At 69.7% G+C, this 17943-nt stretch carries 7 protein-coding genes; 6 read left to right on the top strand and 1 reads right to left on the bottom strand.

Features of this window, described 5'->3' with window-relative positions; genetic code table 11:
- Nucleotides 1-106 precede the first annotated feature (106 nt).
- Genes IPG72_13165 through IPG72_13150 form a run of 4 tightly spaced genes read left to right on the top strand, consistent with a single transcriptional unit; the run spans nucleotide 107 to nucleotide 3509 of the window.
- On the top strand, nucleotides 107-1291 hold the full coding sequence (locus IPG72_13165) for an ATP-binding protein (protein MBK6769933.1): 1185 nt from the start codon (nucleotides 107-109) through the stop codon (nucleotides 1289-1291).
- Between the two features lie 32 nt (nucleotides 1292-1323).
- The gene (locus IPG72_13160) at nucleotides 1324-2019 is read left to right on the top strand and encodes a helix-turn-helix domain-containing protein (protein MBK6769932.1); all 696 of its coding nucleotides are present in this window, start codon (nucleotides 1324-1326) and stop codon (nucleotides 2017-2019) included.
- 44 nt (nucleotides 2020-2063) lie between these two features.
- Nucleotides 2064-2765: an arsenate reductase ArsC gene (locus IPG72_13155; protein MBK6769931.1), complete on the top strand. Its 702-nt coding sequence runs from the start codon at nucleotides 2064-2066 to the stop codon at nucleotides 2763-2765.
- Between the two features lie 3 nt (nucleotides 2766-2768).
- On the top strand, nucleotides 2769-3509 hold the full coding sequence (locus IPG72_13150) for an aquaporin (protein MBK6769930.1): 741 nt from the start codon (nucleotides 2769-2771) through the stop codon (nucleotides 3507-3509).
- On the opposite strand, the gene IPG72_13145 is transcribed toward IPG72_13150, so the two are convergent.
- Nucleotides 3407-4834: a hypothetical protein gene (locus IPG72_13145; protein MBK6769929.1), complete on the bottom strand. Its 1428-nt coding sequence runs from the start codon at nucleotides 4832-4834 to the stop codon at nucleotides 3407-3409. The genes IPG72_13150 and IPG72_13145 overlap by 103 nt on opposite strands.
- Nucleotides 4835-5130: 296 nt before the next feature.
- Between IPG72_13145 and IPG72_13140 the strand changes: the two genes are divergently transcribed.
- Complete coding sequence (locus tag IPG72_13140; protein ID MBK6769928.1) at nucleotides 5131-7020, top strand: cyclic nucleotide-binding domain-containing protein; 1890 nt, start codon at nucleotides 5131-5133, stop codon at nucleotides 7018-7020.
- Nucleotides 7021-7383: 363 nt separating this feature from the next.
- A complete protein-coding gene (locus IPG72_13135) occupies nucleotides 7384-17703 on the top strand; it encodes a DUF11 domain-containing protein (GenBank protein ID MBK6769927.1) in 10320 nt (3439 codons plus the stop codon).
- The last annotated feature ends 240 nt before the right edge of the window (nucleotides 17704-17943 follow it).

Here is a 17943-nt window from a genome sequence, read left to right as displayed (position 1 = left end):
ACGATCGCCTCCGCATGGCTCGACAACACGATCCGCATTGCACGGATTGAAAGTACAACTTACAATCCGCGCAACTCCGATCCACCTCATGGCCGGGAAACCTCGCATGATCCAGCGCACACTCGCCCCCAAACTGCGCGCGATAGCCGACCTCTATCCGGTGGTCGTCGTGACCGGACCGCGCCAGTCCGGCAAAACCACACTCTGCCGGGCGACGTTTCCCGACCTGCCGTACGTGTCGCTGGAACCGCTGGATGCGCGCGAATTCGCGCGGACCGATCCCCGTGGTTTCCTTCGACAGTACGGGGCGGGAGCCGTCATCGACGAGGTCCAGAACGCCCCCGACCTGTTGAGCTACCTGCAGGCGGACGTTGACGACAACCCGACGGCGGGGCGCTTCATCCTGACCGGCTCGCAACATTTCGGCCTGTCACATACGGTCAGCCAGTCGTTAGCGGGTCGCGCGGGCATGCTCGAACTGCTGCCCCCATCCTTGGAGGAGTTGCGGCGCTTCCCGACCGCACCGTCCGATCTGTTCACGACGCTGTGGTCTGGCAGCTACCCGCGGATCTTCGATCGCGGCATTCCGGCGCAGCGTTGGCTGGCCGACTACGTGACCACGTACGTCGAACGGGACGTGCGCCAAGTGCTGCGCGTCGGCGACCTGTCGACCTTCGCGATCTTCATCCGCCTGTGCGCCGGGCGGACCGCGCAGGAGTCGAACCTGACGGACGTCGGAGCGGATGCCGGGGTGTCGCATGTGACCGCGCGGGCCTGGCTCTCGGTGCTGGAGTCGAGCTACCTGTGCTTCCGCGTACCGGCGTGGCATCGGAACCTGCGCAAGCGCCTTGTGAAATCGGCCAAGCTGCACTTCGTGGATACGGGCCTGGTCTGTTACCTGCTGGGCATCCGCGACCCCGAGCAGCTGGCCACCCACCCGCTTCGCGGCGCGATCTTCGAGAGCTGGGTCGCATCAGAGGTGTACAAGCAGCGCGTTCATCAGGGCTTGCCGCCCGCCCTTCACCACCTGCGTGCTGCCCGCGGCGACGAAATCGACCTCGTGGTCGAGGGCGGCGAGCGGCTGGTGCTGGTCGAGGCCAAGTCCGGCGCCACCGCGTCGACGGATGCGATCACCCGGCTGGCGCGCCTCGCCGCTGCGGTCACGGCCGCGGGCGAGGGCGACAGGCGGCCGGTCGAGGCACGCGTGGTGTTCGGCGGCGACAGGGCGCAGGATCGAAGCGACGTGGCCGTCGTGCCGTGGGCGGAGATGCCGCTGAACGCCTGGGATTGACGTCCGTAGATTACTCAACCATCATTGAGTCAATGAGCGATCCAGCGCGCGATCCCGACCTCCAACGCCGCGCCGCCGTCTTCGCAGCGCTCGGCGACCCGAACCGCCTGGCCATCGTCGAGGCCCTCGCCCTCACCGATGCCTCGCCGTCCGACCTCGAGGCCCGCCTCGGGATCCCCTCCAACCTCCTCGCGCACCACCTGGATGCGCTCGAGGCGGTCGGCTTGATCTGCCGCACCCGCTCGGCGGGCGACGGCCGGCGGCGCTATGTGCGATTGGCGTCCGACGCGCCGGTGCACCCGTTCCGATCCGACCGGGTCGAGGCGTCGGACGTCCTGTTCGTGTGTCATCACAATTCGGCGCGCTCGCAGTTCGCCGAAGTGTGCTGGCGACAGCACTCCGCGATCCCCGCCGCGTCGGCCGGTCTCCAACCGGCCGCACGGGTGCACCCGCTGGCGGTTCAGGCCTCGGCGCGTCGAGGATTGGATCTGACAGGCCAAGTGCCGCGCGGCTACGACCAGCTGAGCCGCGTGCCGGGCCTCGTCGTCAGCGTGTGCGACCTGGCGTTCGAGGATGCCGTCCCGTTCGACGATGCGCGGCGCCTGCACTGGTCCGTGCCGGACCCGGGCGCGCGGTCCGACAGCGGGGCGTTCGATGCGGCCTTCGACGAGATCGCCCGGCGAATTCATCGGCTCGCACCGTTCGTCGTCCCGCCGCCGGCCGCCTGACCGGCGCCGAACCGAGGGCCGACCCCACACCAGGAGGATCGACCGTGTCCCAGCCATCCCCATCCCCATCCCCATCCCCATCGCCCGCGTCCGTTGCCCGAACTTCGGCGCCCAGCCTCGACGAGATCCCGCTCGAGTTTCGGCCTTTGCTGCGCAGCGCCGCCCAGCGCCTGACGGCGGAGTTCGCCAGCTACTTCAGCGCCGAAACGATCGAGCGCTTCTTGGACGAGTCGCTCGACGAGATCCTCGCCCGCGCCCGGGTGCGCGCCTTCATCCCGCTGTTCGCCGAGCGCTTCGCCCACGACCGCCTGTGGTCACTCGCCAAGGCGGAAGGCAAGCTGATAACGGACATGCCCGTCGTCCTATTCCTGTGCGTGCACAACGCCGGCCGATCCCAGATGGCCGCCGGCTGGCTGGACCACCTGGCGGGCGATCGCGTCAAGGTGATGTCCGGTGGATCGGTCCCCGATGGAGAGGTGAACGAGAACGCCGTCGCGGCCATGAAGGAGCGCGGCATCGACATCGGCAAGCAGTTCCCGAAGCCGTGGACGGACGAGGTCGTGCAGGCCGCCGATGTCGTCATCACGATGGGTTGCGGGGATGCCTGCCCGATCTACCCGGGCAAGAAGTACGAGGACTGGGTCGTCGACGATCCGGCCGGCGTCGGCCTGGACGCCGTGCGCGCCATTCGCGATGACTTGGAACAGCGCGTCAAGGTGCTGCTCACCCACCTCGACACGCGCTGAACGATGAACGTTCGGCGGGCGGCCGCCGAGGCTATGGGCACGTTCTTCCTCGTGCTCGTCGGCACCGGCACGATCATGGCCGACGATCACCTCGACGGCGCGATCGGCCCGGTGGGCATCGCCTTGGCCTTCGGCCTGGTGGTGATGGGCATGATCCACGCGACCAGGCACCTCTCGGGCGCCCATCTCAACCCCGCGGTGACGATCGGCCTGTGGTCGACCGGACGATTTCCCGCCGGCTCGGTGCCCGCCTATCTCAGCGCGCAGCTCACCGGGGCGGTGGCAGCGTCCGCCTGCCTGGCCGTCCTCCGGGCGCAACTGTCCGGGGCGCAACCGGCCGCGCCGAACGCACCGTCCTCGTCGATCGCGCCGTCCCTGCCGCTCTCGCTCGGCGTGACGACTTCCCACGTCGGCCCGGCGCTTGGCCTGCTCGTCGAGTTCGTGCTCACGTTCGCCCTGATGTTCGTCATCCTGGCCATGGCCACCGATGCCCGCGCCCCCGCCGGCCTCGCCCCCCTGGCGATCGGCGCCACCGTCGCCTTCGATGCGCTCCTCGGCGGCGCCTTGACCGGCGCCTCGATGAACCCGGCACGCTCGTTCGGCCCGGCGCTGATCACCGGCGAGTGGGCGCAGCACTGGATCTATTGGGTTGGCCCTGTGGCCGGCGCGCTCGTCGCCGCCCCCGTGTATGACTGGCTGCGCGCCGTATCGAACCAGCCCGCGATGCCGCCGCCCCAGCCGTAGAGCACGTACCCGATCTGCAAGCCGACGATCACCGCCACCAGCCCGGTGATCACGCGGTTGCGCGACCAGCCGTGGCGGCCGGGCCACACGGCCGACCGGCCGAGGCAGCGCCACAGGATCGTGCCGCAAACGATCGCCGCAACGGGCAGCGACAACGCGTAGAGGACGCCCGGCAGGCCGATGGCGTACGGCAACTCCTTGGCCAGCGTCGCCGCGCGGGCCACGAAGACGGTGCCCGACGCGATCGCGGCGACCGAGGCGCCGGCGAACGGAAACCACGCGGCCGCGATCCCGACGAGCGTCGCATCCAGCCATGGCCATCGGGCCGGGGCGGCGGGTACGGCGATCGGCGCGCTCAGATGGGTGTCGAGCGACGCAACGCGAACGCGTTCGTAGAAGGCGGCCGTCCAGCTCCAGCCCAGCAGCGACGCCGCCAGCGCGCCGAGCACCGGGATCCAGACCACGGCGGTCCAAACGGCCCCCCAGCCGACGAACATCGCCCACCAGGCCGTCCGGTGGCCCGGCATCCAGCGCCAACTGTCGGCAACGGCGGCCCGGAGCCCGGTGGCATCGTCGGCGAGGCGCCATGGGATGAGCTGGAGGCGCGCCCACGTGGCCCAAATCGCCACAAAGGGCAGCGTGATGAGCACGGCCGCCGCGACCGTCGTGAGCACGGACACGCCGATGGCGGCGCCCCACGGCAACGACGGGAGCGCTGGCGCTTGCGCCGTTGCGCCGCGGGCGGGGAAGCCGGCGGCAAGCCAGGCGGTGTCCAGCAGTGGACGCAGGCGGGTCACGGCGATCGTCGTCAGCGCGGCCGCGGCTGCCAACAGGCCGGCGTCGATCAGGCCCCAGCCCAGGAGGGCCGGCCCGCGCCGCATGAACCAGCCGCCCAATGCGCGCTTGGTGCCTCGCTGAGCGTCGAGGGCGACCGCCGTGTAGACGCCGCGGGCCAGGTGGGTGATCACCCAGAGCACAAGTCCCACCGACGCCAGCTGCAGGGACGCTGGACCGACCCCGCGGAAGAAGCCGGCCTCGGCCCGCCCGTCGCCGAGCGCGCTGAACGTGTCCGTGACGAGGCGGAAGTAGGCGGCTCCCCACACAATCCACGGGATCGCCTCGACGAGCCACGTCGCCAGCCGCCAGACCACCAACCGCGACGGCGACGCTCGGAGCGAACGCCAGCCGTCGGTCAGCGCGTGGCTGACGAGGTCGTCGGTTGGGCGCGTCGGCAGCGCGGGCGGCGGCAGCGGGTCGGCCAGGACGTCCGGCGGCGCGGGTGCCGGCATTGGATCGGCCAAGTTGGTGGGGACGATTTCCGGCATGGGCGGCAGCTCCTGGTGATGTGCGGCGTGTCGTGTGACGGCGTGCGACGGCGATGCATTTGGCCGGGAAGTACGACATCCGGCACGGGGCGGTTGCGCCCTCGTGATCTCGTCAGCGCCCGGTCGCGGTTCACCGCGCTTGACCGTGCTGGCGGCCGCGCCGACCATTGCTGCAGTTCATGTCGTTTGACGTGTCGCCCCTCGGCGATCCGGCGCGGCGCTGTCGTCCGACCATGATCGGGCCACCATCCTTGCCGGCATCCCGTTCGCGCGCCGGCTCACCCCAGGCATCGCCCGTGCCCCCCACGCCGCCCGACGATTCGCCGCCGATCGATCCGACCGCCGTCACCGGTCCGGTCGCGATCCCCGGCGCCGCGGGCAACGACCGCGCGCGCGTCTCGTCGGCCGCGGGCGCGGTCGGGACCGACGGCGCGACCGACGTCACTGTCGACGTCGCTACCGACGCCTCCGAACCCCGCACCGACGGCCTCACCGACGCCGACGTCGCCCTCCACCTGCTCGGCACCGAGGTCTTCCAGCTCCTCCCCGCGCCCGCGCTCCGACAGCTCGCGCCGCTCTTTCGCGCCACGCGCGTCCGCGCCGGCGAGGTCATCGCGCGCCAGGGAACGGTCGACACGACGCTCTGGGTGCTCATCGGTGGGACGCTCGTGCTCGAGCGCATCGCCGCCGACGGCGAGACGGAAGCGATGGGCCACCGCGAGTACGGCTCCGTCGTCGGCATCCGCGGCGTCTTCACCGACGTGCCGCGGCCGAGCAGCGTCGTGGCCGAGACGGACGCCTGGCTGCTGGCGGCCGACCGCGACGACGTGCTGCGGCTGCTGCGCGCCGACCCGGAGATCGACGATCTGTTGGTCCTGCCCGACGATGCGCGGGCGAACATGGAGGCGCGGCGGGAAGAGGAGACCACCGAGGGCGAGTACGAGGTCAGGGTCTATCGGCGCCACGTCCTGGCGCTCATCCGCGGCATGGTGCTGCCGGCCGGCCTGCTCGTCGTCGCGCTCGTCGTCGGAGCCGGGGCTGCGGCGGTGACCGCGGACCCCGTGGCGATCCTGGCATGGGCCGTCATCGGGCTCGGCGTGCCGGCCGCCGGCGCGTGGTGGTCGTGGCTGAACTGGAGCGAGGATCGGCTGATCGTCACGAACCAGCGGGTGATCATGATCGAGACGCGGCCGTTCATCACCGCCGCCCGCCGCGAGGCGCTCATGGCCCGCGTCCAGGACGTCCAGGCCCGGTCGCCTTCCATTATGGCGCGGCTGTTCGACTACGGCACCGTGACGATCAACACGGCGTCGAACGCCGGCAAGATCGTCTGGCACATGGCCGGACGGCCCGACGCGCTGCGAGCCGTGCTGTTCGATCAAATGCACCGTGCCCGCGACCGCGCCCAAGCGGAGCGACGGAGCTGGATCGACGAGCAGCTCCGCAAGGCGATCGGGGATGGGCGTCTGGCGAGCGCCGAAGCGCCGTCGGACGGCGCCGCGGACCGACCAGCGGTGCCGTCGGGTGAGGTTCGCCAGACGGCGCCACCGACTTGGTTCGGGTCGATCGGTCGGCTGATCCTCTACTTCCTGCCCCGCCCCGAGGAGCGGCAGGGCACGACGTACGTCTGGCGCAAGCACTGGTGGATCCTGCTCCGCGCGACGGCGATGCCGCTGGCGCTGGCCGCGGCAGCGACGTGGCTCTTGGCGAGCGGCATCGCCGTCGCCGCCGACGAGAGCCGATGGGCGACCCGCGCGGCCGTCGGGCTGGCCGTGGGGGCGTACGGCTGGTTGTGGTGGCGCTACGAGGACTGGCGGAACGACCAGTACATCCTGACGGCCAACCACGTGCTCGACATCGAGTCGTTGCCGCTCGGTCTGTTCAAGGAGCAGCGCCAGGCTTCCCTCGATGCCGTGCAGGACGTTCGCTACAGCATCCCCAACCCGGTGGCGATGGTGCTTCGTTACGGCACCGTTACGATCCAGACCGCCGCGGATACCGGCAACTTCAGCTTCACCGATATCGCCAACCCGGCGCGCGTTCAAGGGCTGATCTTCGAGCGCATCAACGATCGGCGCGCGCGGCTCGAGGTGGAAGCGGAGCAGAAGCGGGCCGATGAGATGGTCCGCTGGCTGGCCGCCTACCACGGCATGACGACCGATCAAGGTCCGCCGCCGGCGAAGTGACCGTCACCGATTTGCGATTCACCGTGACCCACGCCGCGTTTCGTGCGTCATGCAGTGCGTATCGCGAGCCGCCACGTGCGGCCCATGGCCGTCTGGAAGTCATCGCACCCCCCAATCTCCCCATGCGGTTAGCTTCTCATTAAGGAGGGGCTTGCATTCCCCTCCGCCATGCGTTACAATGGCCCTTAATCGAATTGTAACCACCCTTCCGACCCCGTTTCGGCGACGCCCATCGTGGGCGTGCACCGGAGCGCCGGCTGACCGTCCCGATCAGCCGGCCGTGTTTTGTGCGTGCTTGAGGTCCCGCCCCGATCCGTCCCCCCCAGGGCCAGACGGGCCTTCTTCGAACCGGAGGAGCCACAGATGAGTCAGTCCCGCTCGCAGTCCACCCGTCTGGAAACCGACCGCAGTCCGGAGGCGCGCTCGCGGAGCGCGGTCATCTGGCGTGCCTGCATGGCCGTGACCGTCGCCCTGGCGGGCGGCCTCGGCTTGGGTGCCGGCATGGCCGGTGCGGCGCCTGCCGCAGCCCCCGCCGCCGCACCCGCCGCCGCTCCGCTGGCCGATATCACCGAGCGGATCGACACGCTGCGCTTGTACGGCTACACCACGGTCTGCAACTCGTGCATCATCGGGGAGGGCAACCGGCCGGCGACGGCGGGTTCGAACACCATCCTCGACCCGAACACGCTGAACGTGCCGGAGGACCCGCCGTACACGGATCCGACGGGGCCGTTCAGCCCGCTCTCGACCGAGGCGCCCGAGTTCGACTACGTCACCTGGGATCCGGCCTGGATCTCGGAGCGGTTGAACGAAGCCCCGTTCCGGGCGCAGTGGAACTGCCTGCGCGCCGCCGACGAGGTCTCGCGTGACTCGAACATCCGCGCGTCGGGTGTGAACGGCTCGGAGAAGGTCTGGCTTCGCCACTGGTACGAGCCGACCCACCTCGACAAAGACCTCAACTCCGACGACTGCCTGACGGACAGCAACAACAACGGGACGCCGGATGCCGCCGTCAACCCGACGCCGTCCAACCAGGACGAGTGGTACCCGGCGATCATGACCGAGTTCACCTATCAGCTCCTCGACAACGAGCTGCCGGTGGCCCATCCCGACCCCGACCGCCTGGACGACAGCGCGCCGCGCCCGATCTGCGGCCGCGCCGGTGAGACGCGGTTCGTCTTCCCCGTCGGCACGTCGCTGGACGCGACCGACCCGGCCGGGCCGCTCAGCGGCGACGGCCTCACGAGCCTCGATGTCGACTTCGACGGCATCAACGACATGGTGAACGTCGGCAGCGAGATCACGCAGGCCGCCGACACCGGGATCACCGTCGACTTCGACGGCGACAATATCCTGGACAACGTGAACACGGACGGCGTCGCGCTGTCGTGCGACGAGATGATCGTCCTCTCGACGGACTCGATGACGATCCACAGCGGCAGCACCGTCCAGTTCCTCGACCACTTCGTGCGCGTCCGCAACGTTTCGTCGCAGGCCGCCGTGCTCGAGGTCTGGTACAACGGCGACCTCCGCCCGCGCCTCGTCCAGGTCCGTTCGATCGGTGTCAACGGCATGGCGCTGGCGGCCGACGTCGGCCCGCTGCAGGTCGTCCAGCCCGGCGCGAACCTCCTCGGCCAGCTGCCGATCGGCCCGTTCTTCGTCTACATCCAGGGCACCGACGCCGTCGACGGCACGGTGACCGTCGTCCTCGGCCGTGCGCTCGGCGCGCCGTGCGCGTCGATGGAATCGACGCCGAACGTCGCCAATCGCTCGGCCGGCGGCCCGTGGTGGCTCAAGCGCTTCTACGTCGACGGCCACGAGTACAACGTCGTGGCGATCATGACGTGCGCCACGAACGCCATCCAGTACATCACCCTCCGCTCGCCGCTGCCGAAGGTCGACGTGACGATCGAACAGCACTCCGTGCGCCTCGAGGGCTACGGCGTGCTCGAGCCGCTCGTCCTGCCGCCGCCGTTCAACCACGAGCACACGATCCTCGAGGACGTCGTCGACTTCAAGGGCTTCGACCTCTGCCCGATCCTGCCCGGCGACAACGAGGTCCCGCGCCCCGAGATCCTGTACATGGGCGGCCCGATGGGCCCGATGCCGCCCGTCCTGGCGCAGAGCGACGCGCTCGTCTACACCGGCCGCGACCCGCAGCGTGCGGTCGGCCCGTACGACAATTACTTCGCCAGCCACTGGTTCTATACCGAGGAAGAGGGCTACGAGCCGTTCATCGGCCAGATCCGGGAGAAGTACGGCGCGCTGAACACGGCACCGGGCGTGCCGCAGCCGCCCGGGATCCCGCAGAGCTTCTTCTACAACGAGCAGGTGTTCACCCAGCCGTGGCGCTACACCGAGTTCGTCCTGCCCGACCAGGCCGGGGCGCCCGTGGCCGGCGGCGTGCCGGCGTGCGATCCGGACAACTACCTGGTGACGAGCGGCTTCACGAACGACACCGCGCGCTGGCGTTTGTGGCGGATGCCCGACGGCTCGGTGCCCGAGGATCAGCCGCCGACGCCGCCCGACCTGCAGGTCGACGAGACCGTCTTCGACCCGGTCACGGGCAGCTACGGCTCACCGCGCCGTGTTACCTTCATCCACGACCCCGACGACAACAAGGGCAAGCTGACCGCGAACAACGACGGCCTCCGGCTGTACGGCGGCTTCCCGGTCTGCGACGACCTGGAGTGCAACGGCATCATCAGCCGCCCGTCGATCCTCTTCGGCGCCGGCGACACCGGCGTGGCCACGGACCCGACTTCGGGCTTGGCGGCGTATCCGGTCGAGGTGCTCCCGTACACCGATCCGTTCGCGCCGTTCAACCCGCAGCACCCGCATGCGCCGCGCACGGACTCGCTGACGTTCAACCCGGCCTACATGGACGAGTTCCGCAACTTCAACGAGCCGCTCCGCGAGCTGTACCAGCAGATCTCGAACGGTGCGCAGAACGCCCGTGAGAAGGTGTACCACCGCACGTGGTACCAGCCGGACTGGGTCGACAAGCTGCGCTTCACGGATGACTGCCAGCGCGACCTGAAGTTCCCGGCGATCGTCCAGGAATACACGTTCCTGATGATGGACACGACCGACAACCCGACCGGCGTGCCGCCCGGCTCGAGCCGGATCGCCTTCCCGGTCGGCTCGCGCGCCGATGATCTGCCCGCGCCCAACCCGAACGGTACGCTGCCGGCGGGCGGCCAGTTCGGCTACGGCTTGACGACGTTCGACGCGAACTTCGACGGCTACAGCGACGCGTCGAACATCCACTCCGAGCAGACGCTGAACCAGTACCTGGACCAGCAGTGGCAGTCCAACCGCCCGACATTGCCGGGCGTCCCCGTGACGCCGCTCGCCGGCCCGGTGCTGGACTTCGACGGCGATGGCGTCCAGGACGCGCTCGACGCCGACTGCCAGGCGCTGAACGGGAACGAGATGGCGGTCTTCGCCGTCCAGAGCCTGACGCTCGACCTCGATCCGAACACGCCCGAGGGCCACAACGCCCAGTTCCTGGACTACCTCATCACGCTCAACAACGTCACCCCCAACACGCGCGCCCAGTTCCGCCTGTTCTTCACCGGCGGCAACCCGAACAACGCCCGCCCCGAGGCGGTCGGCGGCATCCGGACGCTCGACATCGGCGACGCCGTGCTCGTCGACCGCTTCCAGGACCGCGTGACGATCGTCGGCCCGGGCGAGGCGAACATCGCGCCCGACGGCGCGTGGTTCGCCTTCGTCGAGGACGTCGCTCCGTCCGGTGACCGCGTGACGTTGACCGTGGGCCGCGCCCTCGGCGGCACGCACTCGGCGATCGACGACGGCAACGGCAACCACGACCTCCTGCCGGGCGACCCGTGGTACCTCAAGCGCTTCTACGTCGATGGCCACGAGTACAACGTCGTGGCGCTGATGACTGAGAACAGCGGCGCGGCCGGGCTGTGCAACGACAACTTCGCGTTCATCACGATCCGGACCCCGGTGCCGAAGGGCAACTTCATCAACCCGCAGGACTCCCTGTTCTATCAGGGCTACTTCCTGAACGGGTTGCCGGCGGAGATGTCCGTCCTGCCGCCGTTCAACTTCCAGCACACGCTTGCGCTGGACATCGACCGCCTGGCGCCGATCGACTTCGCCTTCCAGAACGGCTACCTGAGCTGTGTCGGCGAGCTCGCCGCGGCTGAGCCGATGGTCGAGACGATCCTCGAAGAGACGGACGAGACGCGGCTGCACACCGAGCTGCGCGAGACGTTCGCGCCGGCGGTGACCGGTCAGAACACGCGCACCGGCTGGAACACGCACCAGGTCATGGTCACGCCGTCGAACTTCACCGCCATCCGGGTGCCGGAGGGCCAGAAGTACCTCCTGACGCTCGGCTGGACGTCGCCCGTGAGCAAGCTGGCGTTCTACGGCTGCACGCGAGACGAGCCCGGTCCGTTCTTCCCCGGTCCGGGGCCGAACGAGTTCAACCCGCCGGCGCTCGACCACACGGACATCAGCGCCGCCGGCGACACCTGGGCCCCGCCGCTCGGGATCATCCCGCCGGTGAACAACCCGAACCCGCCGCAGGTGCACGTCTTCGACGACGAGGACAACATCACCGTCGGCTACTTCGATGGCGCCTGCCCGCTCGGTCAGCCGACGCGCGTCAAGGTCTTCTACGACCCGGCGAACACGGATGACATCTACATCAACACCCGCGACGTGACGGTGCCGGTCGACCTGGCCGACCTCTCGATCACGAAGGTGGCCTCGACGGCGGCCCCGGTGGCCGGCGGCGAGCTCGTCTACACGATCTCGGTCACGAACAACGGCCCGGACGCGGTCACCGACGTCACGGTCCGCGACATCCTGCCCGACGGCGTGACGTACGTCTCCGACACGGACGGCTGCGTCGAGGGTCCGGTGGGGACGCTCACGTGCACGTTCGGCAGCATCGCCGTCGGCCAGACGCGCTCCTTCACCGTCACGGTGCGGCTGGACATGGAGATCCCGGTCGGGACGGTCCTCGTGAACACCGCCACGGTGTCATCGACGAGCACGCTCGACCCGAACCTGGCGAACAACTCGGCCACCGCCGTCGTCACGACGACACGCGCGGCCGACCTGGCGATCGCCAAGAGCGCGTCGATCATCACGCCGCGCCCGGGCGACCAGGTGGTCTTCCAGCTCCTGGTCACGAACAACGGGCCTTCGGACGCCACAAACGTCCACATCATCGACACGCTGCCCGTCGGGCTGATCTACGTCGCCTCGAACGGCGCGTGCGTCCAGGGCCCGCCGAACACGATCAACTGCACGATCGGCACGCTGGCCGCCGGCGCGTCGGCCGGCGTGGCGATCACCGTCCAGGTGGCGCCGGGCGCACTGACCGGCACGATCCTGACGAACAACGCCGCGGTCCAGTCGAACACGCCGGATCCGACGCTCGGCAACAACCAGGCGCAGGCGGCGGTCATCGTCGCCGCCGCGGCCGACCTCCGGCTGGAGAAGACGGCCTCGGCCGGCCCTTACGTCGCCGGCGGCAACGTGACGTTCACGCTGGTGGCCTCCAACTTCGGCCCGAGCGCCGTCGCGAACGCCCAGGTGACGGACGTCCTGCCGGCCGGAATGACGTACGTCTCCGATGATGCGGGCTGCGTGCAGGCTCCGCCCGGCACGCTGACGTGCAGCCTCGGGGCCATCGCCTCTGGCGGCTCGCGCACGTTCCACATCGTGGCCAAGATCAATGCCGACATCGCGCCGGGGGCGAGCCTGAACAACACCGCCGTCGTCAGCGCCGCCGGCGTATCCGACCCGGTGCCGGCGAACAACACGTCGTCGGCAACCGTCGTGGCCGTCACAAGCGCCGACCTGCGGATCACGAAGTCGGCGCCGCCGAGTGTCGTGCCCGGCGGGTCGCTGGTGTACACGATCAACGTCCTCAACGCCGGCCCGTCGAACGCGCTGAACGTCGTCGTCGTCGACACGCTGCCGGCCGGCGTCACCTATGTCTCCGACACGGGTGGCTGCGTCCAGGCGCCGGTCGGCACGCTCACGTGCACGCTCGGCGACATCGCCGCCGGCGCGACGCGCACGTTCACGATCACCGTGACCGTCGGCGGGCTGGCGCAGGGCACCCAGCTTGTGAACATCGCCACCGTCGACAGCGACACGCCCGACCCGGACGGCGGCAACAGCAGCAGCACGACGACGACGACCGTCGGCGGCGCTTCGTCGGCCGACCTCTCGCTGACCAAGACCGGGCCGTCGACGACGCAGGCCGGCAACACGATCAACTACACGCTGGCCGTGAACAACGCCGGCCCGAGCACCGCGACGGGCGTGACGCTGAACGACACGCTGCCGGCCGGGACGACGTTCATCAGCAGCAGCCCGGCCGTGTGCAGCCTGAACCCGCCGGCGTCGTCCAACCTGCAGTGCGTGATGGGCAACATCGTCTCCGGCGGTTCGGCGGGCGTCGTCGTGACGATCCAGACGACGATCGGCCAGGCGAACACGACGTTGACGAACACCGCTTCGGCCACGTCGTCGACGCCCGACCCGGTGGCGGGCAACAACAACGCCTCGGCGCAGACGACGATCACGCCGCCAAGCGGGACATCGGCCGACCTGGAGATCGACAAGACCGCGCCGGCCCAGATCTTGGCCGGGCAGCAGTTGGCCTACCAGCTGACGATCGAGAACAACGGCCCGAACACGGCGAACAGCGTCCTGGTGAACGACGTCCTGCCGCTCGGCACGACGTTCGTCTCGACGAGCAACCCGAACGGCTGCACGTCTGGCGGCGGCTCGACGCGGCTTTGCGCGCTGGGCAACCTGCTCTCCGGCCAGTCGGCGCAGTTCAACATCATCGTTGCCGTCGACGCCGGCGTCGCCGCAGGCACGCAGCTCGTGAACAGCGCCGCCGTCTCTTCGGCCACCGTCGACTCGACGCCCGGCAACAACAGCGACAGTGCGACGACAACGGTGACAGGGGTCAGTCTGGGCGCCGACCTGCGACTCACGAAGACCACGCCCACGGTGACGGTCACCCCGGGCACGATGCACACTTTCAACCTGCTTATCGAGAACCTCGGCCCGGCGAACGCGCCCGGCGTCGTCGTCACCGACAACCTGCCGGCAGGGATGGCCTACCAGAGCGACACGGCCGGACCGGGCGCCACATCGGCCTGTGTCCAGGGCCCGCCGCAGACGCTCACGTGCAACCTTGGTGCGCTGAACAGCGGGCAATCGCGGCTGTTCACGATCAACGTCCTGATCAACGCCAATGTCCCGAACGGCGCCCAGCTCACGAACGTCGCCAGCGTCGCCCTCAGCGGTTCGCTGGTGGCGGCCAACGACGCTGACGTGCCCGACGCCGAGCTCGTCGAAGACCCGAACCCGGGCAACAACCAGGACGATGTGACCGTTGACGCCGTCCGCAGCGCCGACATCAGCGTCGACAAGGACGCCTCGAACGTCCAGCCGTCGCCCGGCGGGCAGGTCACTTTCTCCGTCCAGGTGAAGAACAGCGGCCCGTCCGACGCGGCCACCGTCACGCTCACCGACGCGCTGCCCAGCGGGATGACCTACGTCTCCGACAACCAGACGTGCGGCGCGGCCGCGCTGGCTGCCGGCTGCAACATCGGGCCGCTTACGAACGGCCAGTCGAAGACGGTCACGATCGTCGCGCAGGTCGGCCAGAACGTGCAGCCGGGCACCGTGCTGACGAACAACGCCAGCGCGACGTCGTCCGAGCCCGATCCCGACGCCACCGACAACGCCGACAGCGCCTTCGTCATCGTGTCCCAGCCGACGAACGATGCCGACCTGGCGATCGACAAGACGGCCTCCGACCCGACGCCGCTGTCGGGCGAGGCGATCACGTTCGAACTCAAGGTCACGAACAACGGCCCGGCCGCCGCGCAGAACGTCGTCGTGGCGGACACGCTGCCGGCGCAGGTCACGGCGGGCACGCTCCCGCCGGCCTGCAGCCTGGCCGCCGGCACGGTGACGTGCAACCTCGGCAACGTCGCCAACGGCACGACGGTCGTCATCCAGATCCCGGTGACGGTCGGTGCGGGGCTCGCAGCGGGCACGCAGTTCTCGAACACGGCGACGGTCACGAGCGGCACGCCCGATCCGGCGCCGGCGAACAACAGCGACACCGTCGCGCTCGTCGTCGAGACGCCCAGCCAGAACGTCAACCTGGCGGTGCAGAAGACGGCCTCTGATTCGCAGCCGGTGGCCGGGACGACGATCCAGTACACGCTGGTCGTCACGAACCTCGGCCCAGGCACGGCGAACAACGTCGTCCTCACCGACAACCTGCCCGCCGGGACGAGCCTCGTCGACAACGACGGCGGCTGCACCGCGGCTGGGCAGACGCTCACGTGCAACCTCGGCAGCGTCGCGGACGACTCGTCGCGCACGATCCACGTGAACGTCGCGATCCCGGCGTCGGCCACGCAGGGCCAGCAGTTCGTGAACACCGCCGCCGTCGCGACGTCGTCGCCGGACACGGATCCGAACAACAACCAGGTGAACAACACCGTGACGGCGCGCCGCGTGGCGGACCTGAGCATCGAGAAGAGCGCGAACCCGGCGATCGTGACGGCTGGCGGCCAGGTGGTGTTCGGCCTGCAGGTGGACAACCTCGGCCCGTCCAACACCGGTCCGGTGACGGTGGTGGACACGCTGCCGCCCGGCCTGACGCACGTCAGCAACAGCGCCGGCTGCAACGTCAGCGGCCAGACGCTCACGTGCACGATCCCGTCGATCCAGGCCGGCGGTTTCGCCACGATCCAGGTGACGGCCGGCGTCGGGGCAGGCGCTTCGGGCACGGTGACGAACTCGGCGTCCGTCAGCTCCCCGGCCACGGATCCGGTGCCGGCGAACAACAACGACAGCGTGCTGGTCCAGATCACCGTCGCGCAGGCGGCCGACGTCCGGATCACCAAGGCGGTCAACGGCGCGTCGCCGGCCCAGCAGGGCGGCCTCGTGACGTACGACTTCACGGTTCACAACGCCGGCCCCGGCGCGGCGACGAACGTCGTCGTCACGGATCAGCTGCCGGCGCAGGTGACCCATGAGAGCAACACGACCGGCTGTCAGATCGCAGGCCAGACCCTGACGTGCAACCTCGGGACGGTGAACAGCGGCCAGACGCGCACGTTCCAGGTGGTTGTCCGGATCGGCCCCAACGTTGCGGCTGGGATGCAGGTGACCAACACCGCCCACGTCGCGGCGCAGACGCCCGACCCGAACGCGGCGAACAACACGTCGGCGGCGACGTTCACCGTCACCGCCGCACCGCCGCCGCCGTTGAACGCCGCCTGCAACGTCCTGCCCGGTGGTGCGCAGATCCGCGTGACCTGGGTCGACAGCTCGAACTTCGAGACGGAGTTCAACGTCGAGGTGAGCTTCAACGGATCGTCGTACATCCCGCTGGCCACGGTGCCGAGCACGACGCAGGTCGGCACCGGCACGGCCTACAGCTACCAGACGCCGGATCTCCTGGCCAACACGTCCTACACGTTCCGCGTGTCGGCCCGCGACGCGGTGACCGGTCAGGTCTCGGCGGCCAGCGTGCCGACGGACGGCTGCACGACGGCACCGCAGCCGGCGGAGAAGACGAGTTGCATCCGCGGGTACATGAACCTGCAGGGGCGCAGTGACCACACCGGCGCCGTCGTGTACGTGGACGGCGTGCCGGCCGGCGTCTCGGGACCGAACGGCTACTTCAGCATCTGCGGCGTGCCGAAGGGCGAGCATCGCCTCAGCGCCGACGCAGCGTGCTACCTCGGCGCCGACCAGATGTTCCGGGTGTCGGGCGGCCAGCCGTTCGACCTGCCGTTCACGTCCCTGCCCGGCGGCGACACGGACAACAACACGAACATCAACCTCTTCGACCTCGTCCGCGTCGGGGCGAACTACCGCACCTCGCCGCCGTCCGACATCCGCGCCGACTGCAACGCCGACCACGAGGTGAACCTGTTCGACCTCGTCCTCGTCGGCACGAACTACGGGCGGAGCGGCGCGGTGCCGTTCGGCTACAACGGCGAGGAGAACGGCGCCGCGTTCTTCAGCGATCCGACCGCGCCCGCAACGGAGCGTGCGGTGGCCAAGGCGCTGCGCGGTGTGCTGCCGACGGCCGTCCTCCGCGCCACCGGCCTGCCCGAGGGTGCGCCCGCCGAGCGGCCGGATGGGCCGACGGACGTCGCGCTCAGCGTCCGGGCGGTCGACGAGGAGACCGTCGCCGTCGACGTCGTGGCCAAGGGCGTCTGGAACATGTACGGCGCGGACATCAAGGTCCGCTTCGACACCCAGAAGGTCAAGGTCATCGACGCCCTCGAGGGCAGCGGCGTCCAGGTGAAGCCCGGCGCGGCATGGCAGACGGACGGGCCGTCGTTCGTCGCGATGAACGTCGTCGACCCGGCCGGCGAGATTCGCTTCGCCGCCGCCCGGATGCGGCCGGCCAACGGCCTGTACGGCGACGTCGTGCTCTTCACGATCCAGTTCGAGGTCCTGAAGGACTCGGTGGACAGCGCCTGGAACGTCGACAGCGCGCTGCTCGCCGATCCGAGCGGCAACGCGATCGAGACGAAGATCGACGGGCAGAAGATCGAGGCGGTGCTGGACCGCAACGCGTTCGTCGGTCGGGCGCTGTTGCCGGCGCTCTATCGCGGGCACGCGGTGCGCTGACGCCGCAATACGGCGCCTTGGTTGGGCCGCAGCGGGCGGCGACCGTGGCGGCAATGGCGAGGACAGGTTGAAGCAACGAGGGGCGGGCTTTCGGGCCCGCCTCTCGTTCTTCCAACGGCAGCCCGGCACGTTCACCGTAACCAGATCCCGTCGCCCCGCGTCCTATTCGAGGTACAAGGGGTCGTCTGCCGGCCGCGGGGAGGCGCGGGTTCGGCGGCGGGGGGCGTTGGGCCAGTCGGC

Source organism: Candidatus Avedoeria danica (assembly GCA_016703025.1).
In the GTDB taxonomy this organism is placed as follows: domain Bacteria; phylum Chloroflexota; class Anaerolineae; order Epilineales; family Epilineaceae; genus Avedoeria; species Avedoeria danica.
This window is presented reverse-complemented; position numbering and strand designations above follow the sequence as displayed.